Annotated in this window: 19 protein-coding genes; 12 read left to right on the forward strand and 7 right to left on the reverse strand. The window is 72.7% G+C overall.

Translation table 11 applies throughout. The features are described 5' to 3' along the window. From ABZ887_RS40190 to ABZ887_RS40215, 6 genes are all read left to right on the forward strand, one after another. Positions 1 to 339 (forward strand): alpha-glucosidase C-terminal domain-containing protein (locus ABZ887_RS40190; RefSeq protein ID WP_361301466.1); only part of this gene is annotated, 339 nt, incomplete at its 5' end. 31 nt (positions 340 to 370) lie between these two features. Beyond that, positions 371 to 1726, forward strand: coding sequence for a maltokinase (locus ABZ887_RS40195; protein WP_361301469.1), 1356 nt, complete (start codon positions 371 to 373; stop codon positions 1724 to 1726). A gap of 7 nt (positions 1727 to 1733) precedes the next feature. Next, positions 1734 to 3941, forward strand: coding sequence for a 1,4-alpha-glucan branching enzyme (glgB, locus tag ABZ887_RS40200; protein WP_361301472.1), 2208 nt, complete (start codon positions 1734 to 1736; stop codon positions 3939 to 3941). 106 nt (positions 3942 to 4047) lie between these two features. Then, positions 4048 to 5136 carry a glutamate--cysteine ligase gene (locus ABZ887_RS40205; protein WP_361301697.1) on the forward strand — a complete coding sequence of 363 codons (1089 nt, stop codon included), beginning with the start codon at positions 4048 to 4050 and terminating at the stop codon, positions 5134 to 5136. A 141-nt stretch (positions 5137 to 5277) separates the two neighbouring features. Continuing rightward, positions 5278 to 7182 (forward strand): AMP-dependent synthetase/ligase, encoded by a 1905-nt coding sequence (locus tag ABZ887_RS40210; protein ID WP_361301700.1) that lies wholly within the window; start codon positions 5278 to 5280, stop codon positions 7180 to 7182. 94 nt (positions 7183 to 7276) lie between these two features. Beyond that, a complete protein-coding gene (locus ABZ887_RS40215) occupies positions 7277 to 7711 on the forward strand; it encodes an ATP-binding protein (protein ID WP_361301475.1) in 435 nt (144 codons plus the stop codon). A gap of 27 nt (positions 7712 to 7738) precedes the next feature. Here ABZ887_RS40215 and ABZ887_RS40220 read toward each other — a convergent pair whose 3' ends face one another. Further along, positions 7739 to 8548 (reverse strand): methyltransferase domain-containing protein, encoded by an 810-nt coding sequence (locus ABZ887_RS40220; protein ID WP_361301478.1) that lies wholly within the window; start codon positions 8546 to 8548, stop codon positions 7739 to 7741. Positions 8549 to 8804: 256 nt separating this feature from the next. Between ABZ887_RS40220 and ABZ887_RS40225 the strand changes: the two genes are divergently transcribed. The 3 genes from ABZ887_RS40225 to ABZ887_RS40235 all read left to right on the forward strand — a co-directional run bounded on the left by ABZ887_RS40225 (position 8805) and on the right by ABZ887_RS40235 (position 13448). Further along, entirely contained in the window at positions 8805 to 10181 is a 1377-nt protein-coding gene (locus ABZ887_RS40225) for an NAD(P)/FAD-dependent oxidoreductase (protein ID WP_361301481.1), read from the forward strand. Positions 10182 to 10197: 16 nt separating this feature from the next. Continuing rightward, positions 10198 to 12450, forward strand: coding sequence for an FUSC family protein (locus ABZ887_RS40230; RefSeq protein WP_361301484.1), 2253 nt, complete (start codon positions 10198 to 10200; stop codon positions 12448 to 12450). Positions 12451 to 12998: 548 nt separating this feature from the next. Further along, a complete protein-coding gene (locus ABZ887_RS40235) occupies positions 12999 to 13448 on the forward strand; it encodes a cyclic nucleotide-binding domain-containing protein (protein WP_361301487.1) in 450 nt (149 codons plus the stop codon). Positions 13449 to 13452: 4 nt separating this feature from the next. On the opposite strand, the gene ABZ887_RS40240 is transcribed toward ABZ887_RS40235, so the two are convergent. Further along, positions 13453 to 14757, reverse strand: a complete 1305-nt coding sequence (locus tag ABZ887_RS40240) for an MFS transporter (protein WP_361301490.1) — start codon at positions 14755 to 14757, stop codon at positions 13453 to 13455. A gap of 128 nt (positions 14758 to 14885) precedes the next feature. After that, positions 14886 to 15503, reverse strand: coding sequence for a LysE family transporter (locus ABZ887_RS40245; RefSeq protein ID WP_361301493.1), 618 nt, complete (start codon positions 15501 to 15503; stop codon positions 14886 to 14888). A 100-nt stretch (positions 15504 to 15603) separates the two neighbouring features. On the opposite strand from ABZ887_RS40245, the gene ABZ887_RS40250 reads away from it, so the two are divergent. Next, positions 15604 to 16488, forward strand: coding sequence for a LysR family transcriptional regulator ArgP (locus ABZ887_RS40250; protein WP_361301496.1), 885 nt, complete (start codon positions 15604 to 15606; stop codon positions 16486 to 16488). A gap of 91 nt (positions 16489 to 16579) precedes the next feature. On the opposite strand, the gene ABZ887_RS40255 is transcribed toward ABZ887_RS40250, so the two are convergent. Next, positions 16580 to 17284 (reverse strand): TetR/AcrR family transcriptional regulator, encoded by a 705-nt coding sequence (locus tag ABZ887_RS40255; protein WP_361301499.1) that lies wholly within the window; start codon positions 17282 to 17284, stop codon positions 16580 to 16582. A 129-nt stretch (positions 17285 to 17413) separates the two neighbouring features. On the opposite strand from ABZ887_RS40255, the gene ABZ887_RS40260 reads away from it, so the two are divergent. Then, positions 17414 to 18628, forward strand: a complete 1215-nt coding sequence (locus ABZ887_RS40260; protein WP_361301502.1) for a saccharopine dehydrogenase C-terminal domain-containing protein — start codon at positions 17414 to 17416, stop codon at positions 18626 to 18628. Between the two features lie 114 nt (positions 18629 to 18742). Continuing rightward, complete coding sequence (locus tag ABZ887_RS40265) at positions 18743 to 18997, forward strand: WhiB family transcriptional regulator (protein ID WP_089102668.1); 255 nt, start codon at positions 18743 to 18745, stop codon at positions 18995 to 18997. A gap of 46 nt (positions 18998 to 19043) precedes the next feature. Here the strand turns inward: ABZ887_RS40265 and ABZ887_RS40270 are convergent, their stop codons facing one another. Genes ABZ887_RS40270 through ABZ887_RS40280 form a run of 3 tightly spaced genes read right to left on the reverse strand, consistent with a single transcriptional unit; the run spans position 19044 to position 22382 of the window. Then, a complete protein-coding gene (locus tag ABZ887_RS40270) occupies positions 19044 to 20909 on the reverse strand; it encodes a HAMP domain-containing sensor histidine kinase (RefSeq protein ID WP_361301506.1) in 1866 nt (621 codons plus the stop codon). Then, complete coding sequence (locus ABZ887_RS40275; RefSeq protein ID WP_361301509.1) at positions 20906 to 21607, reverse strand: response regulator transcription factor; 702 nt, start codon at positions 21605 to 21607, stop codon at positions 20906 to 20908. The genes ABZ887_RS40270 and ABZ887_RS40275 overlap by 4 nt, the downstream gene beginning before the upstream one ends. Before the next feature lie 31 nt (positions 21608 to 21638). Then, on the reverse strand, positions 21639 to 22382 hold the full coding sequence (locus ABZ887_RS40280; protein ID WP_361301512.1) for a hypothetical protein: 744 nt from the start codon (positions 22380 to 22382) through the stop codon (positions 21639 to 21641). Positions 22383 to 22523 lie beyond the last annotated feature (141 nt).

The following is a 22523-nucleotide window of genomic DNA, read 5'->3' on the forward strand; positions in this document are numbered from 1 at the left end:
CTGCTCCACTGGACCCGCCGCATGATCGAGATCCGCAAGCAGAATCCTGCCTTCGGACTGGGGTCCTACACCGAACTGCAGTCCTCCAACCCGGCCGTCCTGGCGTTCCTGCGCGAATACGAGGACGACCTGGTCCTGTGCGTGCACAACTTCTCCCGGTTCGCCCAGCCCACCGAACTCGACCTGCGGGCCTACGACGGCCGGCACCCGGTCGAGCTGATCGGCGGGGTGCGCTTCCCCGCCGTCGGTGAACTGCCGTATCTGCTCACCCTCGCGGGGCACGGCTTCTACTGGTTCCGGCTCTCCCGAGTCGCTTCCCGCACCGGCAGTCGGCGCTGAGCGTGCGGAGCCGAGGAAAGGACGCGTCACGATGACGAAGACCGTTGGCCTGCCCAGAGGCACGACGGCCGGCCTCGACCGGCCGCTGGTCTCGCTGGGCGGGCTGCTGCGCGACTGGCTGCCCCGGCAGCGCTGGTTCGCGGGCAAGGACCGGCCCGTCACGGAGCTGTCCGTGTTGTCCATGACCGAACTCTTCCCCGGCTGCCTGCACCTGCTGGTCCACGCCGACCACTCCCCGGGCGGCGCCGCCGCCCCGTCCGGTGACTGCTACCAGCTCCTGCTCGGCGTCCGCGAACACCGCGCGCCCAGGCTGGAGCGGGCCTACATAGGCCGGGCCGAGGAGGGCCCGCTGGCCGGGCTCGCCGTCTACGACGCCCTGCACGACCCGCGCGCCGCCGAACTGCTCCTGGAGCGGCTGCGCATACCCGGCACGGCGGGCCCGCTGCGCTTCGAGACCGCCCCGGACGCCCGGATACCCGGCGGACTCGCGCCGCGGCTGCTGGACGCCGAGCAGTCCAACTCCTCGCTGGTGTACGGCGACTCCTACATCCTGAAGGTGTTCCGGCGGATCCAGCCCGGTGTCAACCCGGACCTGGAGGTGCCCGGCGCGCTGGCCGCGCAGGGCTGTGCCCGGGTCCCGGCGCCGGTGGCCTGGTTCCGCACCACCGAACCGAGCCCGGCGACGCTCGGGGTGCTGCAGCCCTTCCTGCCCGGCGCGGCCGACGGCTGGACCCTCGCCCTGCGCGCGCTCGCGGCCGGGGACGACTTCACCACCGAGTCGCGGGAGCTGGGCCGGGCCACCGCGGAGGTGCATCTCGCGCTCTCCGCCGCCTTTCCGTCCGCCGTCCACGACGAACACAGCCGTACGGCGGAGGCGATGTCGGCGCGGCTGGACGCGGCCGCGCAGGCGGTGCCGGCGCTGCGGCCGTTCGTGCCGGGGCTGCGCGGCGCCTTCGAGGCGCTCGCCACCTGTGACGGGGGTCCGCTCGCCCAGCGGATCCACGGCGACCTCCATCTCGGGCAGGTGCTGCGGGCGGACCACGAGTGGTTCGTCATCGACTTCGAGGGCGAGCCGACCCGGCCGCTCGCCGAGCGGCGCAGCACCCAGTCGCCGGTGCGGGACGTCGCCGGGATGCTGCGCTCCTTCGACTACGCGGCCCGGCAGCGCCGCCCCTGGCGCCCGGAGTGGGCCCGCCGCTGCCGGGAGGCCTACTGCGCGGGTTACGCTGCGCGGGCCGGCTGGGACCCGCGTAAGAAGCACGCACTGCTGCGCGCCCACGAGACGGACCGCGCGGTGTACGAGGTGGTGTACGAGGCCAGGCACCGGCCGGCCTGGCTTCCGGTTCCGATGGCCGCGATCGAGCGGCTCGCCCGCTGGGGAGGCTGACGACAACATGGCAGCACTGCGTGACTCTTCGCTCCCCGAGCCCTCGGGACCCTCCCGTCCCACGGCTCCCCCGCTGGACGCCGACGAGCGCGGGCGGCTGCTCGCGGGCGCCCACCACGATCCACACGCCCTGCTGGGCGCCCGCCCGGTGGACGGCGGCACCCTCTTCCGGGCGCTGCGCCCGCACGCCCGAGCGGTGAACGTGCTCGTGGACGGGGTGCGCAGCCCTCTGGCGCCGGAGGACGACGGGTTCTTCGCGGCCGTGCTGCCGTACGCCGAGGTCCCGTCGTACACCCTCCTCGTCGCGTACGAGGACGGGGAGCAGGAGGTCCACGACCCGTACCGGTTCCTGCCCGCGCTGGGTGAGTACGACCTGCATCTGATCAGGGAGGGGCGGCACGAGCAGCTGTGGAAGGCGCTCGGTGCCGAGCCGATGGTCCATGACGGGGTGGCCGGGACCCGGTTCACCGTATGGGCGCCCAACGCGCGGGGCGTGCGGGTGGCCGGGGACTTCACGTGCTGGGACGGCACGCAGTTCCCGATGCGGTCGCTGGGCGCGGCCGGGGTGTGGGAGCTGTTCCTGCCGGGGGTGGGCGAGGGCGCCCGGTACAAGTTCGAGATCACGTCCCGGCACGGCGGCCGGTTCCTCAAGGCGGACCCGATGGCCCGGCGGACGGAGGTTCCGCCCGCGACCGCGTCGATCGTGACGGTCTCGCACTACGAGTGGGACGACGCGGAGTGGATGGCGCACCGGGGTGACGTCCCGGTGCACGAGGCACCGTTCTCGGTGTACGAGGTGCACCTGCCGTCCTGGCGGCCGGGCCTGAGCTACCGCGAACTGGCCGAGGAACTCACCGCGTACGTCAACGACCTGGGCTTCACGCACGTCGAGTTCATGCCGGTCGCCGAGCACCCCTTCGGCGGCTCCTGGGGCTACCAGGTCACCGGCTTCTACGCGCCGACCTCCCGGCTCGGCACCCCCGACGACTTCAGGTACCTGGTGGACGCCCTGCACCGGGCCGGCATCGGCGTGATCATGGACTGGGTCCCGGCCCACTTCCCCAAGGACGACTGGGCGCTGGCCCGCTTCGACGGGGACCCGCTGTACGAGCCCGGGGACGAGCGACGGGCCGAGCATCCGGACTGGGGGACCTACGAGTTCGACCTCGGCCGGGTGGAGGTGCGCAACTTCCTGGTCGCCAACGCCGTGTACTGGTGCGAGGAGTTCCACGTCGACGGGCTGCGGGTGGACGCCGTCGCCTCGATGCTCTACCTCGACTACTCGCGGGACTCCGGGCAGTGGACGCCCAACGTGTTCGGCGGGCGCGAGGACCTGGACGCGGTGGCGTTCCTGCAGGAGATGAACGCGACGGTGTACCGGCGGGCGCCCGGGGTGGTGACCATCGCCGAGGAGTCCACCGCGTGGGACGGGGTGACCCGGCCCACCGACAGCGGCGGTCTCGGCTTCGGGCTGAAGTGGAACATGGGCTGGATGCACGACTCGCTGGAGTACATCAGGCACGAGCCGGTGCACCGCAAGTACCACCACCACGAGATGACCTTCTCGATGGTCTACGCGTACAGCGAGAACTACGTGCTGCCCATCTCCCACGACGAAGTCGTCCACGGGAAGCGGTCGCTGGTGTCGAAGATGCCGGGCGACTGGTGGCAGCAGCGTGCCAACCACCGCGCGTATCTGGCCTTCATGTGGGCCCATCCGGGCAAGCAACTGCTCTTCATGGGGCAGGAGTTCGCCCAGGGCGGCGAGTGGTCCCACGCCGACGGTCCCGACTGGTGGCTACTCGACCCCGAGTACGGGGCCGAGGCCGATCACCGGGGTGTCCGGGATCTGGTCCGGGATCTCAACTCCGGGTACCGCGCGCACCCCGCACTGTGGCAGCGGGACACCGATCCGGCGGGCTTCCAGTGGGTCCTGGGTGACGCGGCCGAGGACAACGTCTTCGCCTTCCTGAGGTTCGATGCCGAGGCCCGGCCGCTGCTGGCGGTCTCCAACCTCTCCCCCGTGGTCCGCCCGGGCTACCGGCTGGGCGTGCCCAAGGGGATGCCCGTCTGGCGGGAGATCCTCAACACCGACAGCGCCCGGTACGGCGGCGGGGACGTCGTCAGCCGGGGTCCGCTGCTCGCCGACGACGGGGCTCTGCGGCTCACGCTGCCCCCGCTGGGCACGGTATGGCTGGAGCCTGTCGCCCCGTAGGCCGTCGAGGGCCCCGTCACGTGTTTCCGCGGCCGGGTCCGGGCAGTCCGGGTGGAAAGACCCCGCCGCGCCCGGTCGCGGCCCGGCCGGAGGGCGGTTCCCTGTGCTGCGTACCGTCGGTGTGGAGGAAGAACTCCTGCTGGTCCACCCGGACAGCGGGGAGCCCGTGCCCTGGTCGGCGGCGGTCGTCGACCGGGCCGCCCAGGACGATCCCGGGCAGGCCGTGTTCCAGAAGGAACTGTTCGGGCAGATGCTGGAGCTCGCGACCAGCCCGCAGCGGGACATGGCGGAGCTCGGCGCCGAGGTCGTCGGCTGCCGCAAGGAGGCGGGCCGGCTGGCGGGCGAGATCGGCTGCGCGGTCGCGGCGCTCGCCACCTACCCCCTGCCGGTCGCCCCGGCGCTCACCCGGCACGAGCGGTACCACTGGATGGCCGGGCGGTTCGGCGCCGCCATGGTCGACTGGTTCGTCTGCGGCTGCCACGTGCACGTGTCGGTGGAGTCCGACGAGGAGGGGGTCGCCGTCCTCGACCGGATCCGGCCGTGGCTCCCGGTGCTGCGCGCGCTCAGCGCCAACTCGCCGTTCTGGCAGGGCCGGGACTCCGGTTACGCCAGCTTCCGCAGCCGGCTGTGGGCGCGCGGCCCGTCGGCGGGACCGACCGAACTGTTCGGCTCGGCCGAGCGGTACCGGCAACGGGTCGCGGACATGGTCGCCAGCGAGGTCATCCTCGACACGGGGATGGTGTACTTCGACGCCCGGCTGTCCACGCGCTACCCGACGGTGGAGATCCGGGTGGCCGACGTGTGCCTGCGGGCGGACACCACCGTGCTCGTCGCCACGCTGATCCGCGCCCTGGTGGAGACGGCCGCACGCGACTGGCGGGCCGGGCGCCCGCCGCTCGACCCCAGCGTGAGCATGCTCCGGCTGGCCTCCTGGCAGGCCGCCCGCACCGGCCTCGAACAGGACCTTCTCGACCCCCTGACCATGCGGCCCAGGCCCGCCGCCGAGGTGGTGGGCACGCTGCTGGCGCACACCGCGGACGCGCTCGCCGACAGCGGTGACACGGTCGGCGTCGAGGAGGCCGTCGCACAGGTGCTGCACAGGGGTACCGGAGCCCGCGAACAGCGGTCGTTCCTGGAGCGCACCGGGAACCTGCGGGACGTCGTCGTGGAGTGCGTGCGCCGTACCCAGGGCTGAACTCCCGGGTCGAGCTTTGTCATCAGGTGGAAACGAGTTGACCGTTCCCGACACGGGCCGCACTCCCCTGGGCTAGATTCGACCCGCATCGACAACAGTACCGATCGGGAGGGTGACCCTCCGTACATGCAGGAGCAGCGCATGCGCGACGACGCCCTCGCTCCGACGACCGCTTCGACCCTGACCGGCGGGCTCGCCGACAGCATCTTCGAGACGGCGGACCGGAACCCCACCCTGCCGGTGCTGGCGCGCCGTCCCGAGGGCGCCCCCGCGGGCTGGGAGGAGGTCACCGCGGTCGAACTGCGGGACGAGGTGGTCGACCTGGCCAAGGGGCTGATCGCGTCGGGGATCTCGCCCGGGCAGCGGGTGGCCATGATGGCGCGGACGCGCTACGAGTGGACGGTGTTCGGCCTCGCGCTGTGGTCGGTGGGGGCCGAGGTGGTGCCGATCCACCCGACGGCCGCGCGGGACCAGGTCGAGTGGATCCTGCGGGACGCCCGCTGTGTGGCCGTGGTGGTCGAGGACGAGCAGGCGGTGATGACCGTCGGCACCGTGTGCGAGGGGCTGCCCGAGCTCAAGCACGTGTGGCAGCTGAACGCGGGGGCGCTGCCCGAGCTCGTACAGAAGGGCACGTTCGTGCCGCTGACCACGGTGGAGTCGCTGCGGCGGATCGTGATGCCGGACTCCACGGCCGCCATCACCTACACCTCGGGCACCTCGGGCCGCCCGCTGGGCTGCGCGCTGAGCCACCGCGGGCTGGCCTACCCCTGCGACACGCTGCTGGCGGGCTGGGGGCACACCGCGGCTCGCCCGGGCGAGCAGGCCTCCGTGCTGGCCTTCCTGCCGTTCTCGCACGTGTACGGCCTGATGGTGATGGTGATCTGTCTGCGCGGCGGGATCCTGATGGGTCACGAGCCGGAGATGACCGAGGCCGCGCTGGCGGCGGCGCTGGCCACGTTCCGGCCGACCTATCTGTACGCGGTGCCGTCGGTGCTGGAGAAGGTGTACAAGACGTTCCTGCGCACCTCCCAGCAGCATGGCCGAGGTGCCCTGTTCGAGCGGGCCGCGGAGACCGCCCGGGACTTCGCCGCCGCCCTGGAGCGGCAGCGGCTGGGCACCGGCGCCGGCCCCGCCCTGGACCTGCGGCTGCAACACGCCCTCTACGAGCGGACGGTGTACCGCAAGCTGCGCGGGGCACTCGGCGGGCGGGTGCTGCGGGCCACGTCCGGCGGCTCCTCGCTCAGCCGTGAACTCACCCTCTTCTACGAGGGCATCGGCATGTTCGTCCATGACGGCTACGGCCTCACCGAGTCCAGCGGCGGGATCACCATGCAGCCGCTGGGCCGGGAGAAGTCGGGCACGGTGGGCCAGGCGCTGCCGGGCACCCAGATCCAGGTGGCCGACGACGGCGAGATCCTGGTGCGCGGTCCCTCGGTGTTCCAGGGGTACGTCGGCGACGACTACGCGACCCGGGCGGCGCTGCGCGGCGGCTGGCTGGCCACCGGGGACATCGGGCGGCTGGACTCCGAGGGCTATCTGACCATCACGGGCCGCAAGAAGGACATCATCATCACCAGCAGCGGCAAGAGCGTGGCCCCGGCCCCGCTGGAGCAGCGGCTGCGGATGCACCCGCTGGTGCACCAGGCGGTGGTGGTCGGCGACGACCGGCCCTGCGTGGGCGCGTTGATCACCCTGGACCCGGACTTCCTCGCCCACTGGCGGGGCGCGCTCGCGCTGCCGGGCGACTCGCCGGGGCGCGAGGCGCGCGAGGAGAACGCGCTGCGCGAGGAGATCGCCCGCGCCATCTCGTCGGCCAACAGCGTGGTGTCCCGCTCCGAGTCGATCCGGGTCTACCGGGTGATCCAGGAGCCGTTCGCCCCGGGCAACGGCATGCTGACGCCGTCGATGAAGCTGCGCCGGGACGCCATCGCGCGCCACTACGCGGCCGAGATAGACGCCATGTACCAGGCCCGCTCGCAGGCGGTGCGCCGGCCGGGCCAGCCGGAGCCGGCCGACTGGGACGACTCCGACAACGTGTTCCGGTGAACGGAGCACGCGTATCCGCCGCCGGGGTGGGAACTCGTCGCGAAGGGAGAGACCGGCGCGACGGCGGCCGCTTCCCGGGGCTGGAAGAGACGAGATGGGGACCGGACCACGGCGGGACGACGGACGGTCCGTGGAGGCGACCGGCGGATGCACGGTCTCCTTCCCGGGCCGGCTCCGCGATGTGACCGGTGCCCGGCTGGCCGCCGACGGCTTCCTCGCCGGCCTCGCCCGCAGCTCGCCGCCCACCGGTCCCGACTGCTGGAACGACATCCTGCTGGTCGTGACGGAACTGGCCGCCAACGTCGTCCAGTACGCGCCGGGCCCCTTCGAGCTGCGGATGCGCCGCACCTACGACGGCGTCCACGTCACGGTGCACGACACCAGCCGGGTCCGGCCCGAGCCGCGGCCCTTCCGCCCGCACGGGGGCGGGGGCGGCGTGGGCTGGCACCTGCTGCACACCCTGTGCGACCAGGTCAGTGTGGTCGTCACCGCGGACGGCAAGGACGTCCACGCCTTCCTGCCCTGGTGAGGCCGGTCCGGCCGGGGCCGGGCGTGGTCACTCCGGCCGGTGCGCGACCACCCCGAACATCGTCACCGACATGTGCAGCGCCCCCTGTTCGGCGGCCTCGGCGAGATCGGCGTAGAGGGTGTCCCGCTGTTCCTCGGTGACCGCGCCGGTGCGCACGGCGGCCTCGCCGAGCATGCGGATCAGCGGCCAGGCGACCGTGCGGTGGTCCTGGAGCAGGGCCTGCGAGCCGCGGTCGTCGACCACGAACCCGGCCGCGCTCAGCTGGCCGATCAGGCGGCGCCCGGCGTAGGGGTTGGCGCCGTTGAGGGCGGCCGAGGTGAGCGCGCGCACCACCGCCGGGTCGCCGGGGTGCAGGAGGGTGGTCCCCCAGTCGGTGTCCAGCACCGCCACCCGGCCGCCGGGGCGCAGCACCCTGGCCATCTCGGCGATGGCCCGGTCGGGCTCGTGGAGGTGCTGGAGGACCCGCTCGCACCACACGATGTCCATCGAGCCGTCCGGCACGGGCAGCGCCTCGGCCTCGCCCTGCAGGAAGCGGGCCCTGCTGTCGGCGGAGCGCTCCTCGGCGACCGCGCGCAGGCTCGGGTTGACCTCGACGCCGATCGCGACGCCGTCCGGGCCGACGGCGGCGGCCAGCATCCGGGTCTGCGAGCCGGTTCCGGAGCCGACGTCGAGGAGCCGTTCGCCGTGCCGCACGGCCAGCGCCTCCTCGGCCCAGATGCGCAGCCTCCGTACACCCGGGTTCGCGTCCTGGGTGTCCAGGGCGGCGACCAGCGGGGCCACGCGGTCGGGGTCGATGTGCCGCTTCTGGAAGCCCGTTCCGGGCTGGGTCTGCGCCATGGCGGGCACTCTACTGGCGTCCGTGATCGCCACGGACGCCCTTCGGCCGGACTCGAGTCCGACGCATATCTGTGCGAGAGCCGGTTTCTCCCGGCGATCCAGGGGCATGCTGGGTCCCACGCGTTCGGCTGCCTGCTCCGCCCGGCTGGCGGAACGGCGTCGGGCACGGTGGGATCGATGTGGTGCGAAGCAAGCGTTCCGGGGCACGCGGACGGCGTCGAGCCGGACGGCCTGGAGCAGCGGAAAGGGATACACCGTGACACGACCCAGGATCCTGGTGGTGGGCGCAGGCTTCGCCGGAGTGGGGTGCGTGCGCCGCCTGGAGCGGAAACTCTCCCCCGACGAAGCCGACGTCACCCTGGTGTCGCCGACCTCCTACCAGCTCTATCTGCCCCTGCTGCCGCAGGTCGCCTCGGGCGTGCTGACGCCCCAGTCGATCGCCGTGTCGCTGCGCCGCAGCAAGAAGTACCGCACCCGGATCATCCCGGGCGGCGCGATCGGGGTGGACCTGAAGTCCAAGGTGTGCGTCATCCGCACCATAACCGAGCGGCTCGTGAACGAGCGGTACGACTACATCGTGCTGGCCCCGGGCAGTGTCACCCGCACTTTCGACATTCCCGGCCTGACCGAGCACGCGTTCGGGATGAAGACCCTCGCCGAGGCCGCCTACATCCGCGACCACGTCATCTCCCAGCTGGATCTGGCCGATGCCAGCGACGACCCGGCCGAACGCGCCGCGCGGCTGCAGTTCGTGGTGGTCGGCGGCGGCTACGCGGGCACCGAGACCGCGGCCTGTCTGCAGAAGCTCACGCACGCGGCGCTGCACCGCTACCCGAACCTGGACCCGAAGCTGATCAAGTGGCACCTGATCGACATCGCCCCGAAGCTGATGCCGGAGCTCGGCGACAAGCTCGGCCGCAGTGCTCAGGAGGTGCTCCGGCGCCGCGGCATCGACGTCTCCCTGGGGGTGTCGATCGAGAAGGCGGGCCCGGCGGAGGTCACCTTCACCGACGGCCGGGTGGTGCCCACCCACACGCTGATCTGGACGGCCGGGGTGGTCGCCAGCCCGCTGATCGCCACCATGGGCGCGGAGACGGTCCGGGGACGGCTCGCGGTCGACGCCGAGATGACCCTGCCGGGCCACGACGGGGTGTTCGCGCTGGGTGACGCGGCGGCCGTGCCGGACAAGGCGAAGGACGAGCCGGGTGCGGTCTGCCCGCCGACCGCGCAGCACGCCATGCGGCAGGGCAAGGCGGTCGCCGACAACGTCATCGCGGCGCTGCGGGGCCAGCCGCTGCACCCGTACGTGCACAAGGACCTGGGCCTGGTGGTGGACCTCGGCGGCAAGGACGCGGTCTCCAAGCCGCTGGGCATCGAACTGCGCGGCCTGCCCGCCCAGGTGGTGGCCCGCGGCTACCACTGGTCGGCGCTGCGCACCAACGTGGCCAAGACCCGGGTCGCGACCAACTGGCTGCTGAACGCGCTGGCCGGTGACGACTTCGTGCGTACGGGTTTCCAGTCCCGCAAGCCCGCCCGGCTCAAGGACTTCGAGTACACGGACACGTATCTGACGCCGGAGCAGGTCCGGGCGCGCGCCGAGGGCCCCGAGGATCCCGGGAGCTCGCCTGCGTGACGGCGAGCGCGGCGGAGTGAGAGCGGCGGGGCGGCCGCTGCGGGCGGAGGTTCTGGGGCGGCTCGCGGCGGCCGACCCGGGGCTGCTCCGCTTCACCGCCGGGCTGCGCACGGTCACCTCGATCGCGCTCACGCTCGCCGTCCTCGCGACGCTGCGGTTCGACGTGTCCCATCTGGTGGCCGGGGCCATCACGGCGATGGTGGCCACCTTCGCGATCCGGGAGAAGGGGCGGCCGGAGCAGGCCGTCACGCTCGCCCTCGGCCTGCCGGTGGCGCTGGCGTCGATGTCGCTGGGCGCGCTGCTCAACTCCCGGGTGGTGATGGGCGACCTGTTCTTCGTGGCGCTCATCTTCTGCGCGGTCTACAGCCGGCGGTTCGGCGACCGGGGCACGGCGCTGGGGCTGGTCGGCTTCCAGATCTACTTCGCCTCGCTGTTCGTGCACGCGACCGTGTCCGCGCTGCCCGGCCTGTACCTCACGATCACGGTGGCGTTCGGCTGCGCGGCCGTGGCGCGGTTCGTGCTGGTGCGGGAGACCGCCGCGGGCATCCTGGACCGGCTGCGGCGGGCCTTCCGGGCCCGGTTCGCCCAGCTGGTGGCCGCGCAGGCGGAGTTGCTGGACGCCGGGCCGGACGAGCTGGACAAGGCGGTGGAGGAGGTCCGGGTCAGGACCGCTCGGCTGCACGAGACGGCGCTGCTGATCCAGGGACGGCTCGTGGACGGCACCTCCGACGAGGCGGTGGCCAGGCTGGTGCAGCGCCGGATCGCGGACGCCGAGATCGCCGCCGAGCGGCTCGGGCTGCTGCTGCTCACCGCCCGCAGCGCCGAACGGGCGGACACCCTCACCCTCCATCTGCCGGGTGCCCCGCTGCCGTCGGCGGCCGTGGAGCCGGTGCGGGACGAGGCGATGGAGCGGCTGCGGCTCGATCTGGAGGCGCTGCGGCTGCTGGTGCTGCGCCCCGCCGGACCCGAGAAGGGAACCGCGCTGGCCCGGCTCCGCAACCGGCTGCTCGGCTACCGCGAGGAGGAGCAGCTGCCGCCCGCCCCGCCCGCCGTGCAGGACGTGTTCCGGGGCATCGGCGAGGCCGCGCGGGCCGTGCTGGGGCTGCGGATCGCGCTGGACGGGCCGCAGGACGAGTCCGACGACACCCCGGCCACCTCCCGGTCCCGGGAGGAACTGGACGCCGAGGACGCGTCCATCGAGGGCGTCGAGGAGGGGGACCGGGAGGCGGAGGAGGCGACCGGGCTGCGCCGGCCGACCACGCGGGCGGCGGTGCAGGTGGCGGTCGGCTCGTCACTGGCCATCGTCGGCGGGGAGTTCCTCTCCGCCCAGCGCTGGTACTGGGCGGTACTGACCTGCTGGATCGTGTTCATCAACACCGCGTCCACCGGCGAGATCCTGGTGAAGGGCTACCGGCGGCTGCTCGGCACGGTGCTCGGCGTGGTGGCCGGCATCGTGCTCGCGGGCCTGGTCGGGCACCACACCTGGACGGCGTTCGGGCTGGTGCTGGTCTTCATCTTCGCGATGTTCTACTCGGCGCCGATCTCGTACACCCTGATGTCGTTCTTCGTGACGGCGATGCTGGGCCTGCTGTACACGCTGCTCAACACCTACAGCCTGGACGTCCTGGTGCTGCGGGTGGCGGAGACCGCGCTCGGTGCGGTGTGCGGGGTGATCGCGGCCGCGGTGGTGCTGCCGGTGCACACCGACCGCCGTACCGACGAACTGCTGGCCGAGACGCTGGACCGGCTGGCCGACGTCACCCGGGCCTCGGCCGACCAGTTGAGCGGGGCGCCGCCGGTCGACCTGGTGGAGAAGGCCCGTGACCTGGACCAGGCGCTGGCCGATCTGGCGGCGGCCGTGCAGCCGTTGACGCATCCGATCACCCCGCTGCGCTCCCGCCGGGACACCGCGCGCTATGTCGTGGCTCTCCTGGAGACCTGCGCCTATCACGCGCGGTCCCTGGCCGCGACGGCGGAGCTGCTGCCCACCCATCCGTCGATCGCGGCGGATCCCCGGCTGCGCGGGGCGGGGCGGCGGATCGTGCACAACATCGAGGCGATCTCCGCCCAGGTGGCCGGCGGACAGCCCGTCCCCGGGATCGAGACCGGTCCCAGCATCGCGGCGATGCTGGAACCCGGCACCCTCCGGGCCCCGCGCTACGGCCGGGTGACCGACCGGGTGCTGCGGCATCTGCAGCGCCTGGACGAAGCGGTGGTGGGCCTGGCCCGGCCGCTGGGGGTACCGGTGCGGCCCCGGGCGGCCGCCTGAAAGGGTGTCACGGCGCCTTGACCCGGCGGCCGGCCGGGGATCCGGCTGCCGCGTCCGCGGGGATCCGTCCGTGGAGATCAGAAGGACCCGCCCAGGGGCTTCGGCTCCGCCCCGGGCGCAGCTACGGCTGAGGAGCCGGGAGACCTGCATCCGGCCCCTGGGTGGTGGACCCGTTGTGTGTCGGCTGTGTCCCGTCCGTACGGGGTCTCCCTCTTCCGCCTCACCGGTCGGGACGCGGCCAAACCCGTTCGGGTGCCGCGAGGGGCTCCCCAAAGTGAAACGGGTCACGTAGCCTGTTCCCAGCTACACGAAACGGCTCTGGATGGTTTACCGTTCACCCATAAGTGGTCGAGGAGTTGACTTCGGGTCCTCCCGCACCACCTCTGACGGCCCTGGCTGGCCTCCCCCGTCCAGCCAGGGCTTTTTCACGCCCGGACCGTCTCCCGGCGGCGATTGCCGCCCTCTTCGAGGTGCCCGGCCGGGCGGCAGCGGCTGAAATGGGCGTAGGGAGTGCACCCCGTACCCTCGCCGGCGAGGAGCCCCGTGCCATGACCAAAGCCATCAAACTGCTGACCGCACTGCCCCAGACCCAGCGCGAGCGCCTCATGGAACTGGCTCACGAGGTGTCCTTCCCCGAGGACAGCAGGATCTTCGAGGCCGGCGGCACCGCGGACCGCTTCTGGGTGATCCGCTCCGGAGCGGTCAACCTCGACCAGGAGGTGACGTCCCGCAAACGGGTCACGGTCGCCACTCTGGGCGCCGGCGACCTGCTCGGCTGGTCCTGGCTGTTCCCGCCGTACACCTGGGACTTCGGAGCGGTGGCCTTCAGCCAGGTACGGGCCTACGAGTACGACGCCTCGGCCGTGCTCGCGCTGTGCGTGGAGGATCCGCTGCTCGGTCTGTCCCTGGTGCGGACCGTCGCCGAGATCCTCGCCAGCCGGCTGGAGGTCACCCGGGGCAAGCTTCTCGACGCGTACGTCGGGCGACGGCCGGCATAGCCGGTCAGACGCGGTAGCGGCGCAGGGCCGGGACCGCCGCGGCCAGGGCCAGCATCACCACGACCACCAGCAGGCCGCCGCCCGCGACCGCCGCCCGCGGACCGAAGACCGAGCCCGCGGTGCCGTGCAGCACGTCGGCCAGCCGCGGACCGCCCGCGACCACCACGGTGAACACGCCCTGCATCCGGCCGCGCATCTCGTCGGTCGCGGCGGAGAGCAGGATCGCGCCGCGGAAGACCATCGAGACCATGTCGGCGACCCCGGCGGCGGCCAGGAAGACCACGGCGACCCAGAGGTTGCGGCTCAGCCCGAACCCGGCGATCGCCGCGCCCCAGCCGACGACCGCGCCGATCACCATCCAGCCGTGCCGGCGGGCCCGCGAGAAGGTACCGGAGAAGAGCCCGCCGAGGACCGCGCCGACGGGGATCGCCGCGAAGAGCAGGCCGAGCGCGAGGCCCTCGCCGTACGAGGCGTACGTCTGGACGGCGAGCTGCGGGAAGAGGGCGCGGGGCATGCCGAAGACCATCGCGATGATGTCCGCGAGGAACGACAGCAGCAGCACCTTGTGCATGGAGATGTACCGGAAGCCCTCGGCGATCTCGCGGATCCCGGCGCGCCGTGCCGTCGCGCCCGCCAGCGGCGGCAGCGCGGGCAGCCGGTAGACCGCCCACACCGTCACGCACAGCGCCAGCGCGTCGATCAGGTACAGCTCGGGCAGCCCGATGACGGGGATCAGGGCACCGGCGAGCAGCGGACCGACCACCTGCCCGGTCTGCATGACCGTCGAGCCGAGCGCGTTGGCGGCGGGCAGCTGCGCCTCGGGGACCAGCCGGGCGATGGAGGCGGTCCGGGCGGGCGCGTTCAGCCCCCAGAACGCCTGCTGCATCGCGAGCAGCACCATCAGCGCGGCCACGGACTTCATCCCGGTGGCCGCCTGGACGAAGAACAGCAGCGAGGTGACACCGATGCCGAAGTTGGTGATCAGCAGCAGTTTGCGGCGGTCCATGGTGTCGGCGACCGCGCCGCCCCACAGCGCGAACACGATCAGCGGCAGCAGCCCGGCGAGGCTCGCCGCACCGACCCAGGCGGACGACCCGGTGATGTCGAAGATCTGCTTGGGCACGGCCACGGCGGTTAGCTGGCTGCCGACCGAGGTGACGATGGTCGAGGTCCACAGCCGGCGGTAGGCCGGGATGCGCAGCGGGCGGGTGTCCATCGCCCAGCGTCGCCAGCCGCTCCGGGGCGGGGCGGCCGTGGCGACGTCGGGGGTCTGGGTGTCGGACTGGGTGCCGCTCTCGCTGGTGTCCACGGAGTTCCTGGTGTCCCGCTCTTCTCGATGCCCGCTACATCTTTCGATTGCAGGTTCACTATCCCAGCAACTTCTGCCGCTGCCGAACCGGTTGTCTCAGGATGCGGCCGCTCCGGGGTCAGGGCGCCTCAGGATCCCGCCACCAGCATCACGCCGAGCCCGATCATGGTCAGCGCCACCAGCCCGTCCAGCACCCGCCAGGCGGCCGGCCCGGCGAGATACCGGCCGAGCAGCCGGGCGCCGAAGCCGAGGGCGGTGAACCAGCAGAGGCTGGCCAGCGCGGCACCGAGGCCGAAGGTCCAGCGCAGGTCGCCCCGGTCGGCGGCCAGGGTGCCGAGCAGGAACACGGTGTCCAGGTAGACGTGCGGGTTGAGCCAGGTCATGGCCAGGCAGGTCAGTATCGCCCGGCGCCGGGACCCGGCCGCCTCACCCTCGGTGCGCAGGCCGCCGGTGCCGGGCCGCAGGACCCTGCGGGCGGCCAGGGCGCCGTAGCAGAGCAGGAAGGCGCCACCGAACAGCCCGACCGCCCGTACCGCCCCCGGCCAGGCCACGACGATCGCGCCCACCCCGCCGACGCCGAGCGAGATGAGGGCGGCGTCGGAGAGCGCGCAGATGCCGACGACCACGAGGACCGCGTCACGGCGGATGCCCTGGCGCAGCACGAAGGCGTTCTGGGCGCCGATGGCGACGATGAGCGAGAGGCCGCTGCCGAAGCCTGCGGCAGCGGCGGCGAGGGTGCTGGACATGTCCTCGACGCTACGGAAGCGATCACCGTGGGTACAGCTAAAGATTTTTACGTACCTTTAGCAGTACTGAAGTAGGACGATCCGAGGAAGGAGGGAGGCGGTGGAGCTTCCCCTCGACCAGGTGCGGACCCTGCTGGCGGTGGTGGACGAGGGCACGTTCGACGCGGCTGCCGCGGCCCTGCATGTGACGCCGTCGGCGGTCAGCCAGCGGGTGAAGGCGCTGGAGCAGCGCACGGGCCGGGTGCTGCTCCAGCGCACCAAGCCGGTGCGGCCGACGGAGTCGGGCGAGGTGCTGGTCCGGTTCGCCCGGCAGCTGGCCCGGCTGGAGCGGGACGCGCGCGGCGAACTCGGCATGAGCGGCGCCGGGGAACCGACCCGGGTGTCGGTCGCGGTCAACGCGGACTCGCTGGCGACGTGGTTCCTGCCGGCGCTGACCGGGTTGCCGGGCGTCTTCGTCGAACTGCGGCGGGAGGACGAGGACCACACGGCCACGCTGCTGCGGGAGGGGCTGGTGATGGCGGCGGTGACCTCGTCGCCGGACGCGGTGCCGGGGTGTTCGGTGCGGGCGCTGGGGCGGATGCGGTACCTGCCGGTGGCGGCGCCGGAGTTCGCGGCGGCGTGTCAGACGGGGGTGCTGCCGGATGCGCTGGCCGAGGCGCCGGTGATCGTGTTCGACCGGGTCGACGACTTCCAGGACGGGTTCGTACGGCGGCTGGGGGGTGCGGGCGCGAGTGCGCTGCGCCACCACGTGCCGACGTCCGAGGGGTTCGTGGACGCGGTGACGGCCGGGCTGGGGTGGGGGATGGTGCCGGAGCCGCAGGCGGAACCGCGGTTGCGGGAGGGGCGGCTGGTGCGGCTCGGTGGGCGGGAGCTGTGGGTGGACGTACCGTTGTACTGGCAGCAGTGGAAGCTGGATTCGCCGGCTCTGGGGGCGGTGGCGCAGGCGGTCTTGCGGGCGGCGGGGGGTGCGTTGCGCCAGCCGTAGGGGGGTGAACGGTCGTAGCGCGGGTGCGGGTGGGTGGGGGCTTGTCGCGCCCACGCGGCGGCAGCCGCATATCGGAAACAGCCCCGCGCCCCTAAAGGGGCGCTTCCAGGCGCCGTCCTGCGCTGTCGAGCAGCATCTCCAGGGCCGTTGGATAGGCACTCGTCACCATGCGCTTCGCCAGTAGCCGCGACGCCTCCGCGATGCGGGGGTGACTCGTGTGCGGGAGGCGGGCGTAGGTCGAGTTCCACTTGTCCTCGTCGGCGCGCTGGGAGTCCTTCGGGAGGGCGAGGGAGGCCGCGTCCAGGGCTGCGAAGGCCAGGGTCTGGTCGATGAAGGCGTGGTAGACGCGCACGGTCTCGGGGAGTGAGAAGCCCGCCGTGCGCAGGACGTCCAGGACCGCCTCGTCTGCGGCGAGTTCGTGGGCCCGGCCGGTCACCCGGTTCGTCGTCAGCAGGGCCGCCTGCGGGTGGGCGACGTACTGCGCGTGGATGCGCAGGCCGATCGTGCGCAGGTCGGTCCGCCACTCCCCCGTCGGCGTCCAGCCGGCCAGCGCCTGGCCGATGAGCGCGTCGCCGATCGCCAGGGTCAGGTCGTCCATGCCCCGGAAGTAGCGGTACAGGGTGCTGGGGTCGCAGTCGAGGGCGAGGCCCAGCCGTCGGGCGGTCAGGCCCGCGCTGCCGTGCTCGCGCAGCAGGCGCAGCGCGGTCTCCACGATCAGCCGCTCGGAGAGCACCGTGCCGCCACGGGTGGGGCGGCGCCTGCGGCGCTTCTCCTCCGGTACGACCGGTTTGGGCATCGCACGCTCCCTGCCGTTCTCGCGTTCTTATGCCAACGCCATTGACCTTATGTGACGGCCCGGCGTTTCATTCCGGCCAAGGCGCCCCCGTACTCGACCTCGCTCTCTGTCCCAGAAGGAGATCCCCGCATGCGTGTACTGCTCGTGGGAGCCGGTGGTGTGGGCACCGCCGTCACCCGGATCGCCGCCCGGCGGCCGTTCTTCGACCTGATGGTGGTCGCCGACTACGATCCGGCGCGCGCCGAGGCGGCGGTGGCGGCCGTCGGCGACGACCGGTTCCGCGCCGAGCGCGTCGACGCCGGTGACGAGGCCGCCGTCGCCGCGCTGCTGGCCCGGCACGGCTGCGACGTGCTGCTCAACGCCACCGACCCGCGCTTCGTCATGCCCCTGTTCCGGGCCGCCCGGAAGGCCGGCGCGAGCTATCTCGACATGGCGATGTCGCTGTCCCGGCCGCATCCCGAGCGTCCGAACGAGGAGTGCGGGGTGAAGCTCGGTGACGAGCAGTTCGCGCTGGCCGGGGAGTGGGAGAAGGCGGGTGCGCTGGCGCTGGTCGGCATGGGGGTGGAGCCCGGTCTGTCGGACGTGTTCGCCCGGTACGCGGCCGACGAGCTCTTCGACGAGATCGAGGAGATCGGCATCCGCGACGGCGCGAACCTGACCGTGGACGGCTACGACTTCGCGCCCTCCTTCAGCATCTGGACCACCATCGAGGAGTGCCTCAACCCGCCCGTCGTGTACGAGAAGGGGCGCGGCTGGTTCACGACCGCCCCGTTCAGCGAGCCCGAGGTGTTCGACTTTCCGGACGGCATCGGGCCGGTGGAGTGCGTGAACGTCGAGCACGAGGAGGTGCTGCTGGTACCGCGCTGGGTGGACGCACGGCGGGTCACCTTCAAGTACGGGCTCGGGACCGAGTTCATCGAGACGCTGAGGACGCTGCACCTGCTGGGCCTGGACCGCACCACCCCGGTGACCGTGCCCGGCGCCGACGGCCCGGTCGCGGTCTCGCCCCGGGACGTGGTCGCCGCCTCGCTGCCCGACCCGGCGACGCTGGGCGAGCGCATGCGCGGCAAGACCTGCGCGGGCACCTGGGTGCGCGGGGTGCGGGACGGACAGCCACGGGAGGTGTATCTCTACCACGTTGTCGACAACGAGTGGTCGATGGCGGAGTACGGTTGTCAGGCCGTGGTGTGGCAGACGGCCCTCAACCCGGTCGTCGCCCTCGAACTCCTGGCCACCGGCGCGTGGTCGGGCTCGGGCGTCCTCGGCCCGGAGGCGTTCCCGGCCCGCCCGTTCCTCGACCTGCTGACCGAATACGGCTCCCCCTGGGGTCTGCGCGAGCAGTGACCGCCCGCGCACTCCCGAGGACTTGGCCGTTTCGGCCGCGCCCGCTGCGGTGACCCGGATCCGAGCAACGCGCACCCGCAACGGCAGAGTCGACTTGGATCGCAGGTGACTTCGATGGACGACTGGCGAGACCGCGCCGAGTGCCGCAACGAGGATCCCGACCTCTTCTTCCCGATCGGCACCACCGGCCCGTCGCTGCATCAGACGCGGCGGGCGAAGGCGGTCTGCGAGCGCTGCCCGGTGCAGGAGCCGTGCCTGCGCTGGGCGATGGAGAGCGGGCAGGCGATCGGCGTCTGGGGCGGTACCACCGAGGCGGAGCGCCGGCTGCTGGCCCGGCGCCGGCAGCGGGCGGCGCGCCGGTTCAGCTGACGTCGGCCGGAAGGCCGGTTCAGCTGACGTCGGCCGGAAGGCCGGTTCAGCTGACGTCGGCCGGGGCCGGGGCGGCCGGCAACCGCAGGGTGAACTCGGCGCCCTTGCCCGGTTCGCTGCGCACCTCGGCGGTGCCGTCGTGGGCGGCGAGCAGATGGCGCACGATCGGCAGGCCGAGGCCGCTGCCTCCGGTACGGCGGCTGCGGGACTTCTCCGCGCGCCAGAACCGCTCGAAGACGTGCGGGAGGTCGTCGGCGGCGATGCCCGGGCCGGTGTCGGTGACGGTGAGGACGACGTCGCCGCCGTCACGGCGGGCGGCGAGTGTCACCGTGCCGTCGGCGGGGGTGTGCCGGATCGCGTTGGAGACCAGGTTGCCGAGGGCCTGCCGCATCCGCACCGGGTCGGCGTGCAGCCAGGCGGCGTTGTCGGTGTCGGTGTCGGTGAGCAGGGTGACCCCGGCCGCGTCTGCGGCGACCCGGTGGGCGGCGGCGGCCTGGTCGACCAGGTCGGCGGCGCGCACCGGTTCGCGGTGCACGCGCAGGGTGCCGGCGTCGGCGGCGGCCAGGTCCTGGAGGTCGTCGATGATCCGCTGGAGGACCAGGGCCTCCTCGTGCAGGGAGCCCAGCAGGGCCGGGTCGGGGTCGACGAGGCCGTCCCGGGTGACCTCCAGCCAGCCGCGGATGTTGGTGAGGGGGCTGCGCAGTTCGTGGGCGATGTCGCTGACCATCGCCTTGCGCTGCTCCTCCAGGCGCTCCCGGCGCTCGGTGAGGTCGTTGAACGCCTCGGCCAGCAGCCCCGTCTCGTCCCGGGTGCGCACCCGGGCCCGGACGTGCAGTTCGGGCGGCTGCTGCGCGGCGGCCGTGAGCGCGCGCAGCGGCCGTACCAGGCGCATGGCGACGACGGCGGTGACGGCGACCGTGACGGCGAGGACGAGGCCGGCCGCGCCGACGATCTTCGCCTTGTTGGCCCGGGACATGTCGAAGCGGGATGCGGTCTGGTCGCCGATGCCGAGGAAGAGTTCGGCGGCCGGGGCGACGTACGGTCCGAGCTGGGTGCGCCGGGCGTCGAGGACACAGTTCTTCGCGATCTGGTCCATCGACCGTCTGACGTCCTTCTTGGTGATGAGGAAGCCGCCGGAGACCGGGTTGCGCCCGGTGGTGTCGTAGGTGAGGGACAGCTTGCCGCCCAGGTCCATGTCCTTGGCCTGGAGGCAGGGGCGGGCCAGGCCGGTCAGCGCGGTGAGGGCCTTCGTCTCGGTGGAGGTCGGGAAGTCGAGCGTCGAGTTGCGACCGGTGGCCCCGGTCATGACGAGGTCGCCGCAGCCGTACTTGTAGTAATAGGAGGTGTCCGTGCCGTCCTCGACGACGAGGTAGGGCCGCCCGCTCGGGGTGTGCTGGACGCTGATGCCGGCGCTGAACCGGTCGAAGCAGGACTTCTGCTTCTCCGCGACCAGGTCCATCTTCGTGCGTTCGGCCGCGGTGAGCCGGAACGGGCCGACCGCGCGCGGGTCGATACCGCTGAGCTGGGCGCCGAACTCGGTGTAGGTGTCGGTGTGCAGGGGGTCCACGGTGGCCGCGGACCGAGGGGGCAGCGGGGTGTCGTGGGACGCCGAGTCGGCGATCAGCGTGCGGTCGGCGTTGGTCAGGGCGATCCTGCGGCCGGTCTTCGCGGCCAGTGCCCGCACGGTGTGCTGGACCCCGCTCCAGTCCGGGTGGTCCGCCGCGTACCCGCTGAGCTCGGCGAGGATCTTGTTGTCGGCGGCCAGGTCCTGGCCCTGCTCCTCCTCCAGCGCGCTGGTGGTGGTCGTCACGGCGAGCCAGGCGGTGGCGGCCACGGAGCAGAGGGCGATCAGCACCGAGGTGAACAGCAGCCGGACCAGCAGCCGTTTGCGCCACGGTATCCGGGGCTTCACGGCCGTCCTCCGGTCAGCTTGTAGCCCACGCCGAACACGGTCACCAGCCGCACCGGCCGCCGGGGATCGGCCTCGATCTTCCGGCGCAGGTTCATCACGTGGACGTCGACGGCCCGTTCGGTGGAGGACCGGTCGAAACCGCGGGTGCACTGGAGCAGCTGCCGCCGGCTGAACACCCGGTCCGGTTCCCCCGCCATGGCGAGCAGGATCTGGAACTCGGCCGGGGTCACCTCCACCGGCTGTCCGTCGCAGCGCACCTGGTGCCGCACGGGATCGACGCTGATCCCGGCGGCGGTCACCGCGGGTTCCTCCTCCCGGACGGCGGCGGCCCGCCCGCTGCGCCGCAGGATCGTCCGGATCCGGGCCATCAGCTCGCGCGGGCTGTACGGCTTGGTCATGTAGTCGTCGGCGCCCAGCTCCAGGCCGAGCAGCACGTCGTCCTCGTCGGACCGGGCCGTGAGCATCAGCACCGGGATCTCCGGGTCGCCGCCGCGCAGCACCCGGCAGACGCCGAAGCCGTCGATCACCGGGAGCATCAGGTCGAGGACGACCAGGTCGGGGCCGAGCCGCCGGGCCGCGTCGAGCGCCGCGGCCCCGTCATGGACCACGGTCGCGCTGTGCCCCTCGGCGAGCAGCGATCTCCGGATCAGCTCGGCCTGCATCTCGTCGTCCTCGGCGACCAGTACATGTGCGCACACAGGTTCGGATCCTAAGCGGAGTTCGGGCGGCCTACTGGGCGAGCCAGTCGGCGTACCCCATGACGACGACCGGATGCCGGTCCGGGTCGAGGGCGCGCAGCAGCTCCTTCATGTGCGCCTTGGCGACGCTCACACAGGCGTGCGTCGGGCCACCGTGGTCGACGTGCAGCCACACGCCACCGCCCCGCTTCGCGCCCATCGGCCGGGTCCAGTCGAGCGGTGAGGTACCGGGCTCCCGGTTGTAGTTGACGGCGATCACGTAGTCGAAGGAACCCTCCAGCGACTCGCCCTCGAACCCGGTCCCGGGCGAGGTGAAGCCGTAGGACTGGTGGTAGGGCAGGCTGCTCCCGGGGTCGGCGAGCAGGCCCCCGGCATCGGTCAGCCCGTACACGCCGACGGGCGAGCGCAGGTCCCCGGCCATGTGGTGCTCGCTCCAGCCGTCCCTGCCGTTGTGCGCGGGCCAACGGGCGCCGGGCTGCCAGACGTCGTCGTCGCGTTCGTGGAGAACGACGGTGGACAGCGGCGAGTTCCTGCCCCGCCCGGTGGCGACGACGACCTGCTCCGCCCGCCGGGGTATCGCGGCCGTCGTCTTCGGCCCGAGCCCGGGTATGCCGCTCGGCTGCGGACTGCTGCTCTCGGGTGCGGGGGAAGCCGTCGCCGTCGCCGGCCGGTCGTCCTGCGACCGGTTCGGCGCGGCCTCTGCGCCACCCCCGCACCCGGAGAGCAGGAGCGGGGAGGCGGAGAGAAGGGCGACAGCCGTTCTGCGATGGATCATGTAAACGACCCTGGCCGACGATTGTAAGAAACTCGTCAGCTTTTGACGCCCGTTAGCAGCAGCGCGCCCCCCTTGGGGGCGCGGGGCTGTGTCCATATGCGGCTGCCGCCGCGTGGGCGCGAACAACCCCCACCGGCCGGC

Source organism: Streptomyces sp. NPDC047061, from assembly GCF_040643955.1.
Taxonomy (GTDB): domain Bacteria; phylum Actinomycetota; class Actinomycetes; order Streptomycetales; family Streptomycetaceae; genus Streptomyces.

What these genes read in the sequence shown, in the direction of transcription:
- ABZ887_RS40220 (WP_361301478.1), bottom strand. Translation starts at nt 8,548, where the DNA reads ATGGCGCAGACCCAGCCCGGAACGGGCTTCCAGAAGCGGCACATCGAC.
- ABZ887_RS40245 (WP_361301493.1), bottom strand. Translation starts at nt 15,503, where the DNA reads ATGTCCAGCACCCTCGCCGCCGCTGCCGCAGGCTTCGGCAGCGGCCTC.
- glgB (WP_361301472.1), top strand. Translation starts at nt 1,734, where the DNA reads ATGGCAGCACTGCGTGACTCTTCGCTCCCCGAGCCCTCGGGACCCTCC.
- ABZ887_RS40215 (WP_361301475.1), top strand. Translation starts at nt 7,277, where the DNA reads ATGGGGACCGGACCACGGCGGGACGACGGACGGTCCGTGGAGGCGACC.
- ABZ887_RS40195 (WP_361301469.1), top strand. Translation starts at nt 371, where the DNA reads ATGACGAAGACCGTTGGCCTGCCCAGAGGCACGACGGCCGGCCTCGAC.
- ABZ887_RS40265 (WP_089102668.1), top strand. Translation starts at nt 18,743, where the DNA reads ATGGACGACTGGCGAGACCGCGCCGAGTGCCGCAACGAGGATCCCGAC.
- ABZ887_RS40235 (WP_361301487.1), top strand. Translation starts at nt 12,999, where the DNA reads ATGACCAAAGCCATCAAACTGCTGACCGCACTGCCCCAGACCCAGCGC.
- ABZ887_RS40280 (WP_361301512.1), bottom strand. Translation starts at nt 22,382, where the DNA reads ATGATCCATCGCAGAACGGCTGTCGCCCTTCTCTCCGCCTCCCCGCTC.
- ABZ887_RS40210 (WP_361301700.1), top strand. Translation starts at nt 5,278, where the DNA reads ATGCGCGACGACGCCCTCGCTCCGACGACCGCTTCGACCCTGACCGGC.
- ABZ887_RS40260 (WP_361301502.1), top strand. Translation starts at nt 17,414, where the DNA reads ATGCGTGTACTGCTCGTGGGAGCCGGTGGTGTGGGCACCGCCGTCACC.
- ABZ887_RS40255 (WP_361301499.1), bottom strand. Translation starts at nt 17,284, where the DNA reads ATGCCCAAACCGGTCGTACCGGAGGAGAAGCGCCGCAGGCGCCGCCCC.